The sequence below is a fragment of the Acidithiobacillus sp. TH-A36 genome, from assembly GCF_057473445.1.
The window spans coordinates 1-10305 of the sequence record NZ_JBYCKP010000191.1; the positions used below are offsets into that span (position 1 = coordinate 1).

A 10305-nucleotide genomic window follows, 5' to 3' on the forward strand; every position below is an offset into this window, starting at 1 on the left:
TTCATGTTCTCCAGCATGTGGCTTTTGAAGGACTGGGTAGTATGGAAACCTGGCTTGAGGACCGCAAAGCCAGAGTGTCCTGGACGCGCTTTTATGAAAATAGCGCATTGCCAGCGCCCACAGAGTTTGATCTGCTGATTATTCTCGGTGGTCCTATGAGCATTCACGATGAAGCGATTTATCCCTGGTTGTCTGCGGAAAAACGCTTTATTGGTGAAACCATAGCGGCGGATTTGCCGATTCTGGGCATTTGCCTGGGTGCGCAGCTGCTTGCCCATGTCTGCGGGGCGCGGGTTGTTCCGGGCAAGCAGAAGGAGATTGGCTGGTTTCCCGTATATGCGGAAGTATCTGACGCCGATCATTTTCAATTTCCCCGGCAGATACAGGCTTTCCATTGGCATGGCGAGACTTTTGATTTGCCGCCGGGAGCAACCCGTCTGGCCCATAGTGCCGCCTGTGAGAATCAGGCTTTTCAGATAGGAAATCAAATCATAGGATTACAATTCCACCTCGAAAGTACGGCGTTCAGCATTGATGCCCTGATCCGGCACTGTGCGGATGAAATCATACCCGATCAGCCTACTATTCAGAGTGTGGAGCAGATGCTGGATGCTCCTTCAGACGCTTATGAGCAAATCCACGCACAGGTTCAGCGCGTTCTGGATTTTCTCAGCACTCAGGTGCCACAGAAGGTTTTGTAAACTCCGAAGCTTTCGGGTGCGGGTTGCGCGTAGCTTTCCAGACCGGGGCGTTCAGTAAAAGGCGCGGAGAGGACTTTGAGCAGCTGGTGGAAAAGACTGAGATCGCGGTTTTGGGTTGCTGCATTCAGGGCTTCTTCCACTTTATGATTGCGCGGAATATAGACGGGATTCACCTGATCCATATGTCGTGCTATTTCCTCAGCCTGCATGGGTTCCCGCGACAGACGATCCTGCCAGCGTTGCAACCAGACATCCACAGTTGCAGCATCTTCAAACTGGCTGCGCAACGCCGCAGGGTTCCCCAGAGCTGCAGCCGACAGGCTTCGGGATGCCCGGGTATAATCCACGGATTGACCTTCCAGCGTCGTCAGAAAGTCCTGGGCCAATTCCTGGTCCTGTTCTTCTTCTGTGTGTAGGCCAAGTTTGGCGCGCATGCCCTGTAGCCAGTAAGCTGCATAAACTTTCGGGAAATGGTTGATGGCTGCGGTCAGCTGGCGAATGGCGGCTTCGCTGTCAGGATCAACCAGTTCGACAAGAGTTTCCGCAAAACGGGTCAGATTCCACTGGGCGATCAGCGGTTGATTGCCGAAGGCATAGCGTCCCTGACTGTCGATGGAGCTGAATACGGTGGCAGGATCGTAGCGGTCCATGAAAGCGCAGGGACCATAATCAATGGTTTCCCCGGCAATACTCATGTTATCGGTGTTCATGACGCCATGGATGAATCCCACCAGCATCCAGCGGGCAAGCAGCGCCGCCTGCTGGTCGGCGACGGCATTAAACAGGGCCAGATAGGGATTGGTAACGGTTTGTGCTGCAGGATAATGACGGGCAATCGTATAATCGGCCAGTTGCCTGACTTTTTCCTGATCATTGCGAATCGCAAAAAACTGAAAAGTACCGACGCGGATATGACTGGCAGCAACACGGGCCAAAATGGCACCGGGCAGCGGCGTGTCGCGATGAATAATTTCACCGGTGCTGACGGCAGCCAGTGCACGGGTGCTGGGAATGCCGAGCGCGGCCATGGCTTCGCCCATCAGATATTCCCGGAGTACGGGGCCGATGGCCGCTTTGCCGTCCCCACCGCGCGAAAAAGGGGTGCGCCCGGAGCCTTTGAGCTGGAGGTCCCAGCGCCGACCATTCGGGTCCAGTAGTTCACCCAGCAACAAGGCTCGACCATCTCCCAATTGCGGGGATAAATGGCCAAACTGATGCCCGGCATAAGCCTGGGCCAAAGGCTGCGCGCCCTCCGGAATTTCATTGCCGGAAAAAATGGCAGCGCCCCAGTCACTGTCCAGGACGGCATCGTCAAGTCCCAGTTGCGTCGCCAGAGCATGGTTGAGAAGCAATATATGGGGGGAAGGCACGGTTGCCGCTTGCCAGGGGGCGAAAAATCCCTCCAGTTCGCGGGCGTAGCTGTTGTCAAAATGAAAGCCGTAAGTGCTCATGATTTATCGAACCATCCAGAATTTGGCAGAGGACCCGGAGGCTTTCTGTGCTAACGGCACGGGCCAAAATTGCGGCAAAGCCGCCGGATCCTCTGCTGTTTTCAGGTTCATTCCTGGGTCACCGCTTCGGGAATCCGCAACTTCACTGCACCATCTTCCAGTGTGGCGCTGATCCGGGTGCCCTTGGGCAGATCTCCAAAAAGAATATGCTCGGCCAGAGGCTTTTTCAGGTGTTCCTGAATGACACGCGCCATGGGCCGTGCGCCCATTTGCGGATCATAGCCCTTGTCGCCCAGCCATTGCCGGAGTTCAGGACTGATTTCGAGGCTGTAACCCTTGCTGAGGAGCTGCTCATCCAGTTCCATGATGAATTTGTCGACCACATGGAGAATGGTGTCTCGAGACAGGGCGCTGAAGGGTACAACCGCATCCAGACGATTTCGGAATTCCGGTGAAAATATCCGCCGGATGGTTTCCATTTCCTGACCACCTTCCAGTTCTGCAGGCTTCATGAAGCCAATGCTCGCCTTGTTTCGGGACTCAGCGCCGGCATTGGTGGTCATGATCAGGACGACATTGCGGAAATCCACCGAACGACCGCCAGCATCGGTCAGCTTGCCGTGGTCCATGACTTGCAGCAATACATTGAAAATATCCGGATGGGCTTTTTCAATTTCGTCGAGCAGCAGCACGGAATGGGGGTTACGACTGACCGCTTCCGTCAGTTGACCGGCCTGATCATGCCCCACATAACCCGGAGGCGCGCCAATGAGACGGGATACCGTATGGCGCTCCATGTATTCACTCATGTCGAAGCGCAATAACGGGATACCCAGCAGGCTGGACAACTGGCGGCTGAGTTCGGTTTTGCCCACGCCAGTGGGTCCGGAAAACAGGAATGTGCCCACCGGTTTTTCGTGGTGCCGGAGCCCGGCCCGGGCCATTTTGATGGCTGCGGAAAGCTCATGAATGGCTTTTGCCTGTCCGTAGATGACCAGACCCAGATCTCTTTCCAGATTTTTCAGCGCCTGACGATCATCCAGAGAAACATTTTTACCGGGAATGCGCGCTACGCGGGCCACCATTTCTTCAATGTCGTGGACGCCAATGCTTTTTTTCCGCCGCGAGGGAGGCAGCAATGCCTGAGCCGCACCCACTTCGTCAATCAGATCAATGGCTTTGTCAGGCAGATGGCGATCATGAATATGCTTGACCGAAAGCTCCACTGCTGCCCGCAGCGCCGTATCGGTGTAGCGGAGATTGTGGTGCTGCTCAAACTGGCCTTTCAGTCCGCGCAGAATTTGTACTGACTCTTCCTGGGTGGGCTCTGGAACATCAATTTTCTGAAAGCGCCGGGTAAGCGCCCGGTCTTTCTCGAAATGCTGGCGGAACTCCTGATAGGTGGTGGCTCCAATACATTTAAGCTCGCCGGAGGCCAACGCCGGCTTGAGCAGGTTGGAAGCATCCATGGCTCCTCCGGAGGCTGCTCCGGCACCAATGAGAGTGTGAATTTCATCAATGAAGAGAATGCTGCCCGGTTGTTTGCGCAGCGCTTTCAAAACCGCCTTGAGGCGTTCCTCAAAGTCTCCCCGATAGCGGGATCCGGCAATCAGGGCACCCAGATCCAGTGCGTAAATGGTGACATTCTCCAGCATTTCCGGGACTTTTCCGGCGACAATGGCTCTGGCAATGCCTTCCACAATAGCCGTCTTGCCGACCCCCGGTTCGCCGACAAACAAGGGATTGTTTTTGCGGCGACGTGCCAATACCTGCAAGGCTCTGGTGACTTCCTCCTGACGCCCGATCAGCGGGTCCAGGCGTCCGGCACGGGCCATGGTATTCAGATTGCGAGCATAGGCCTGCAGGGGGTCCTTGCTGTTACCCTTTTTTTCGGTACTCCCTTCGATTTCTTCTTCTTCCTCGTCCATGGCTTCATCCTTGCGCATTCCGTGCGCCAGATAGTTGACAACGTCCAGTCGGGTAACGTGTTCTTTCTGCAAGAAGTAAACCGCATGGGATTCGCGCTCGGCAAACATGGCGACAATAACATTGGCCCCGGAAACGGCATCCTTGCCTGCGGATTGGACATGGTAGAGGGCGCGCTGAATGACCCGCTGAAAGCCTACCGAGGGTTGGGTGTTGACGGTTCCGGCGGGGCCCATGGTGGGCACTTTGCGCTCCAGAAAGTTTTGCAATTCCATGGATAGATGCGCAGCATTTCCGCCACAGGCCTTGAGTACATCCAGCCCCTCAGGGTTATCCAGCAGAGCCAGCAGCAAATGTTCTACTGACGCATACTCATGACCGTACTGACGGGCAATCTGAAATGCCTGGTTGATGGATTTTTCCAAGGCCTTGTCGATCATCGGGACTACTCCTTTTCCATGATGCAGCGGAGTGGGTGCTGGTGTTGCCGGGCATCTGCCGTGACCAGAGCGACCTTGGTTTCGGCCAGATCATAAGGGAATACACCGCAGAGACCCTTACCCTGATGATGTACGGACATCATCACCGCAACAGCTTCCTCATGAGGTTTGTGGAAATAGGCTTCGAGAACATGCACGACATAATCCATCGGCGTGAAGTCATCATTCATCAGCAACACCTTGTACATCCTCGGCTCTTCCGTCTTCGGATCACGCTCCAGGATCGTACTCCGGCGATGCTGCGTTTTACTCATTTCCCCTGCTCCATGATTGACGTTGTCTGCCTCCATTGTGGCGTCTGCCCCGACCGCTGGCAAGGCGAAACCGCTTAAACAAACACCCCAAGCCCGATTGGATATGGGGGCGGGCATCGACAAAAAAAAGCGCCGGGAAAATCCCGGCGCCAGCAGAAGCAAAAATGCTGCAATTACTTGGTAATGTTGATTTTCGCCTGGCTACGCAGGTTGGATACGAACTTGGCGGCTTCCTGCTGGGAAAGCTGGGCCTTGATACGATCCTTCATGGCACTCAGAGGCGGCGGGGTCAAAGCACGCGTCGCCTGTACTTCAATGACATGGTAGCCGAACTGGGTCTGCACCGGGCCTACAGGCTTGTCAATGGGTGCGGTTTCAACAGCTTGGGCGAAAGGCGGTACCACCATACCAGGAACAATCCAGCCGAGTTCGCCGCCATGGGCTGCACTGGCCTTGTCGATGGAGTCTTTTTCCGCCAAGGTTGAAAATTTCTTGCCAGCCTTGAGTTCGGCCATGATCTTGTCGGCTTCTGCCTTGGTTTTGACCAGAATATGCCGGACTTCGTATTCTTTTTTGCCCATGGCCTGCACAAATTTGTTGTAAGCCGCCTGGATATCGGATTCGGGAACTGGATGCTCCTGAACATATTGATCTACAGCGGCATCTGCCAATATCTGGCGCTTGGCCATAGCCAGTCGTTCTTTGACATCAGGAGACTGAGCCAGATTATGGCTGGTGGCATACTGGGACAGGACTTCCATGTTGACCAGATTCTGCACGACCTGCTCGTGGGCATTGGGCTCTTTCGCCAGCGCCGGACTCATGGACATGATGGCCTGGACCTCACTATTGTCGATGGGGGTACCGTTGACAGTAGCTACGGGAGCAGCAAAAGCAGGTACTGCAAAAGCGCTGATAGTGGCAGCAAGAACGACCGCGCGAAGTTTCATAAATTTTCCTTCAGGTTAAGTGATGCTCCCCTATTATCCATAGTCACAGACAAAGGGGAAGTGTTAGCAGGAACTACGTTGCAGAGGAATTTCTGTTTCCCGTTTTTTTTCAGGACCCAGAAGGAGTTCCACCAAGGTAAGGGCAAAATCCATAGCCGTACCGGGACCGCGTGAACTGATCAGTGGGCCATCAACGACTACGGCAGAACTTTCATAATGATATTCCTTGCTGAGCGGATCCAGCACCCCCGGATAGGCTGTTACATGGCGGTTTTCCAACAAGTGTTGGCGGGCCAGCAAGCCCGGTGCCGCACAAATGGCCGCAATCAGTTTCCCCTGCTGTTTCCGCTGAAGCAGCAACTCCAGTAGAGGGCTGTGTTTTTCAAGGTTTTCAACGCCGGCTGCTCCTCCGGGAAGCACAATCACATCCATCTCGGTAGCGGCCAGCTCATCCCAGGTAGTGTCCGGGACCAGGCAGAGGCCGCGACCACCAGTGACTGGACCCGGGCGCAACGCAACGATGGTCACCTGGCATCCGGCGCGGCGCAGAATGTCACTACAAATAACGACTTCCATATCTTCAAAGCCGTCGGCGACCGGGATGAGTACCTGAATGGCTGAAGACATTAGCCAGCTACCCCGTAATTTTTACTTAAGTGCATGATTGCCAAACTCGCTCATTTCAGAAAACCACGTCGGTTTGACCGCATTTTCATGGGATTTATCCCGGTTCAAATTTATTGACCAGAGGCAACAGACAAGGGAATCACTTCTGGAACGCTATGACCATTTTCATCAACAGGTACCGCCTGTTTTTCGAGAATCGCCAAAGCCTCGCGTAAGACATAATCTTTTTCCAGATTCGGCTTGAGGACGCTGGCGGCCTCCATGGCTTCTTCCGAAGCAGAGCCACTACTGGTTTTTGCTGTGACGAGGGCGGGCTTGCTGACCGGTGCCGTGATGGTGTACTGCGGTTTTACCTTGCTGCAAGTATCGGGAGCTTTGAGAACGCCCTGTAATTCCGACTCCTTGAGCAGATCTTCATCCATCGCCCGCAGCTGGGGATTGGCAGGCTGAATTTCGACATTGGGCACAATGCCCTGACTTTGAATGGAGCAACCTGCCGGCGTGTAGTACAGAGCGGTGGTCAGCTTGAGTGCGCCACCATTACTCAGGGGAATGACGGTCTGGACAGAACCCTTACCAAAACTGCGCTGTCCCATGACGAGGGCACGATGGTCGTCCTTGAGTGCGCCAGTGACAATTTCGGCAGCCGAAGCAGAGCCGCCATTGATCAGGACGATCATGGGTGCGCCGTGGAGATAATCCGGGCCATGTGCCGTAAAGCGCATGTCGCTGTCGGGGGTCCGTCCCTTGGTGTAAACAATCAGTCCCTTATTTAAAAACGTATCTGCTGTTTCTACGCCAGCACCCAGGACCCCGCCGGGATTATTGCGTAAGTCCAGAATCAGACCTTTCAGGTGTCCATGGGCGGCTTTTTCCAGTTGCTCCACAGCCTGGCGCGTTTCCCGACCGGTGTTTTCCTGGAACTGACTGATGCGAATATAGCCATAATCTGGTGCCAGCATGGCGGAGCGTACACTCTGGACCTTGATAATGGCGCGGGTGAGGGTCAGGTGGATGGGCTGATTCTGATGCGGACGCAAAATGGTCAGGGTGACCTGAGTACCCGCTTTACCGCGCATCATGTCCACGGTTTTCTGCAGACCAACACCCTGCAATGCCTTGCCGTCAATTTTGACAATCAGGTCTCCGGGTTCGATGCCAGCTTTGGCGGCCGGAGTGCCATCCATGGGGGCGATGACCTTGAGCACGCCATGATCTCCGGTTACCTCAATGCCGAGGCCACCAAACTTGCCATTGGTGACCACCTGCATATCCTTGAATTCCTTGGGCGTCAGGTAAGCAGAGTGCGGATCGAGGGCATTGACCATCCCGCTGATGGCCCCGGTCATCAATTTTTTGTCGGAAGTAGGGTCCACATAATTGGATTTGACGATTTCAAAGACCTGACTGAGGGTCTGGATTTGCTGCAGGGGGATGTGGTTCTGATCCTGAGCCGTATCTGCATAAGCACTGCCAGCGTAACTGCTGCCCAGGCCCAGCACCAACAGGACACTGAGCTTGAGGCATGTGCCAGCTGGGCGCGACAGGATGCGATTGAGCGGGATCATAATGCATTTCTCCAAAAAGCATGGGTCCGGTTTCCAGGAATCGGAGGATCCGGATGAAATCAGTTGTGAATGTAATCCAGAGGATTGACGGGGTGCCCGGCGTTGCGAATTTCAAAGTAAAGTCCATCATTACCCAGTTCACCGCCACTGCCTACCGTGCCTACCTGATGCCCTGCAGCGATTTGTTCACCGACATGGGCATCGGTGGAACCCAGATGTCCATAGATGCTGAGCAGGCTATGACCAATCTGGACAATCACAATTTGTCCGTAACCTCTGAGCGGGCCAGCATAAAGTACCATGCCGGGAGCAATGGCGCGAACCGGTGTTCCTTGTGCCGCCTGAAAAGTAATACCCTGCCAGTCGAGACCGCCGGTTACGCGCGGACTGCCATAGCGTGCGGTAATGGGACCGTTAACGGGCGCTGGATAACGGCCATGGCCGATGATCGGGGTGCTGGGCGGGCTGATGCTCGGGCTGGGAGCAGGCCGGAGTACTGGCGGCGGAGGTGTCGCGGGTGAGACCGGTGCCGGAACGGGTTTCCGGGGAACCGTGGTAATGTGCGGCGGATGAACTTCGATAGTCGGAGGTGCAGCATTTTCGGCAGCACGTTGGACTTGTTCCGCACGCTGTTGTTCCTCGGCTTTTTGTACTGCTGCAGCGCGTTGTTCGGCTGCTCTTGCCTCGGCGGCGGCGCGTGCCTGCGCTGCCGCACGTGCCGCCGCCTCGGCCGCTGCCTTGCGTCGCGCTGCTTCGGCAACAGCCTCCTGGTGCCGGAACTGGACAACCAGACGACCCACCAAGCCATTAAGAATATTGGCGTTAGCCTGTAATTCGGCAATTTTGGCCTTGTCTTTGGCGATCCGGTCGGTCAGCTGATTTTCGAGAGTGGCATGTTGCTGACGCTGCTGGTTCAAGGTGTTTTCCTGGGCCTGGATCTGCGTGGCGAGTTTCACCAATCCCGCTTCTCTCAGCTCTACCTGGTGTTGTGTCTGAACGATTTGTGTCGCCGTATTTTGGGTTTTTACAATGAGCGTGCTGCGGGCTTTGGCCAGGGAAGCATAATAAACGCTCATCCGTCCCAATTCTCCGGGCTTTTCGGTTTGTAGCCAGACTGCGAGGGGAGTTGTACCCCCGAGCATGTAAGCCCCCCGCAATTGTTTACCCAGAATGTCTTTCTGCTGGACTAACTCTGCCTGCAATCCCGCTATTTTTTGTTTCAGTTCATTGAGCTTTAATTGGGTTTGTTGTTGTTGCGCCTGAATGCCAGCCAGCTTTTTTCGGGTCGTCGCAATTTTTAGATCAAGCGTCTTGATTTCGTCGCGCAGCTCCGCCTGGGTTTTTTGACCGGCGTTCAGATGGGCCTGGATTTGACCCAGATTCTCGTGGAGATGCTCCAGTTTTTCGCGGCTATTTTGGATTTTCTCCTGAAGCGAGCTGGCATCAGCTCCCAGTGGAAGTAATCCGGTCAGTATCAGCAGGGTAACCGAACGGAGCAAAATCCTTGAGGTCATTTAGGCAGTCTGTACCAGATTTTTTCCACCCATTTCCGGCGGTATGGGCATACCCATGAGATGCAGAAGCGTTGGCGCAAGATCTTCCAGAGCACCGCCCGACAAGATCTCGGCGGGTCGTCCGATATACAATAGGGGCACCGGGTTGCAGGTATGCGAGGTGTGTGCCTGTCCACTTTCGGTATCCAGCATCTGCTCAACATTCCCATGGTCTGCGGTAATCAGGACTTCTCCACCGACATTACGGACGGCGCTGACAATACGTCCGAGGCTTTGATCGACGGCCTCTACTGCAGTAATGGCGGCACTGAGTTTGCCGCTGTGACCAACCATATCGGGGTTGGCAATATTGCAGACGATGGCATCATATCGGCGACTTTCCACCTGCTCTACCAGCGCATCCGTCAGAGCGTTCACACTCATTTCCGGCTGCAGATCGTAGGTGGTGACCTTTGGAGAAGGAATCAGAATCCGGTCTTCGCCAGGATAAACAGTTTCGTCACCACCATTCAGAAAGAAGGTTACGTGCGCGTATTTTTCCGTTTCCGCAATGCGTAACTGATGTAATCCATGTTGGGCAAGCCATTCCCCGAAGGTATTTTTGAGCCGGGTCGGAGGAAAAGCTACATGGACGTCAAAATGTTCACTATATTCAGTGAGGGTCACAAAATCTGCGAGTTTGGGTGTGGCCTGACGGGGAAACCCGTCGAAGTCGGCCTCAATGAAGGGGCGGGTAATCTGCCGGGCGCGATCAGAACGAAAGTTCATGAACAGGACGGCGTCATGATCCTGAATACAGATGGGTGTGCTGCCG

Annotated in this window: 9 protein-coding genes; 1 reads left to right on the forward strand and 8 read right to left on the reverse strand. The window is 54.7% G+C overall.

The features are described 5' to 3' along the window. Positions 1 to 701, forward strand: a 701-nt coding sequence (locus AC2VLY_RS05090; RefSeq protein ID WP_486892735.1) for a type 1 glutamine amidotransferase, incomplete at its 5' end; no start/stop codon positions are given. On the opposite strand, the gene AC2VLY_RS05095 is transcribed toward AC2VLY_RS05090, so the two are convergent. From AC2VLY_RS05095 to gpmI, 8 genes are all read right to left on the reverse strand, one after another. Continuing rightward, positions 677 to 2152 carry a protein adenylyltransferase SelO gene (locus tag AC2VLY_RS05095; RefSeq protein ID WP_193651586.1) on the reverse strand — a complete coding sequence of 492 codons (1476 nt, stop codon included), beginning with the start codon at positions 2150 to 2152 and terminating at the stop codon, positions 677 to 679. The two genes, AC2VLY_RS05090 and AC2VLY_RS05095, sit on opposite strands and share 25 nt — an antisense overlap. A gap of 107 nt (positions 2153 to 2259) precedes the next feature. Next, complete coding sequence (gene clpA, locus AC2VLY_RS05100) at positions 2260 to 4518, reverse strand: ATP-dependent Clp protease ATP-binding subunit ClpA (RefSeq protein ID WP_486921875.1); 2259 nt, start codon at positions 4516 to 4518, stop codon at positions 2260 to 2262. Between the two features lie 5 nt (positions 4519 to 4523). Continuing rightward, complete coding sequence (gene clpS / locus AC2VLY_RS05105; RefSeq protein WP_193651588.1) at positions 4524 to 4832, reverse strand: ATP-dependent Clp protease adapter ClpS; 309 nt, start codon at positions 4830 to 4832, stop codon at positions 4524 to 4526. Positions 4833 to 5005: 173 nt separating this feature from the next. Continuing rightward, positions 5006 to 5782, reverse strand: a complete 777-nt coding sequence (locus AC2VLY_RS05110) for a peptidylprolyl isomerase (protein ID WP_193651589.1) — start codon at positions 5780 to 5782, stop codon at positions 5006 to 5008. Between the two features lie 63 nt (positions 5783 to 5845). Next, the gene (locus AC2VLY_RS05115; protein ID WP_300253293.1) at positions 5846 to 6409 is read right to left on the reverse strand and encodes a DJ-1 family glyoxalase III; all 564 of its coding nucleotides are present in this window, start codon (positions 6407 to 6409) and stop codon (positions 5846 to 5848) included. A gap of 110 nt (positions 6410 to 6519) precedes the next feature. Next, positions 6520 to 7977, reverse strand: coding sequence for a S41 family peptidase (locus AC2VLY_RS05120; protein ID WP_300253295.1), 1458 nt, complete (start codon positions 7975 to 7977; stop codon positions 6520 to 6522). Positions 7978 to 8036: 59 nt separating this feature from the next. Next, complete coding sequence (locus AC2VLY_RS05125) at positions 8037 to 9491, reverse strand: murein hydrolase activator EnvC family protein (protein ID WP_486892732.1); 1455 nt, start codon at positions 9489 to 9491, stop codon at positions 8037 to 8039. Further along, positions 9492 to 10305: 2,3-bisphosphoglycerate-independent phosphoglycerate mutase (gene gpmI / locus AC2VLY_RS05130; RefSeq protein WP_486921876.1), on the reverse strand; the 814-nt coding region annotated here is incomplete at its 5' end. It lies immediately after the preceding gene.

Coding starts and splice junctions, on each gene's coding strand:
- AC2VLY_RS05095 (WP_193651586.1), bottom strand. CDS start 2,152: ATGAGCACTTACGGCTTTCATTTTGACAACAGCTACGCCCGCGAACTG.
- clpA (WP_486921875.1), bottom strand. CDS start 4,518: ATGATCGACAAGGCCTTGGAAAAATCCATCAACCAGGCATTTCAGATT.
- clpS (WP_193651588.1), bottom strand. CDS start 4,832: ATGAGTAAAACGCAGCATCGCCGGAGTACGATCCTGGAGCGTGATCCG.
- AC2VLY_RS05110 (WP_193651589.1), bottom strand. CDS start 5,782: ATGAAACTTCGCGCGGTCGTTCTTGCTGCCACTATCAGCGCTTTTGCA.
- AC2VLY_RS05115 (WP_300253293.1), bottom strand. CDS start 6,409: ATGTCTTCAGCCATTCAGGTACTCATCCCGGTCGCCGACGGCTTTGAA.
- AC2VLY_RS05120 (WP_300253295.1), bottom strand. CDS start 7,977: ATGATCCCGCTCAATCGCATCCTGTCGCGCCCAGCTGGCACATGCCTC.
- AC2VLY_RS05125 (WP_486892732.1), bottom strand. CDS start 9,491: ATGACCTCAAGGATTTTGCTCCGTTCGGTTACCCTGCTGATACTGACC.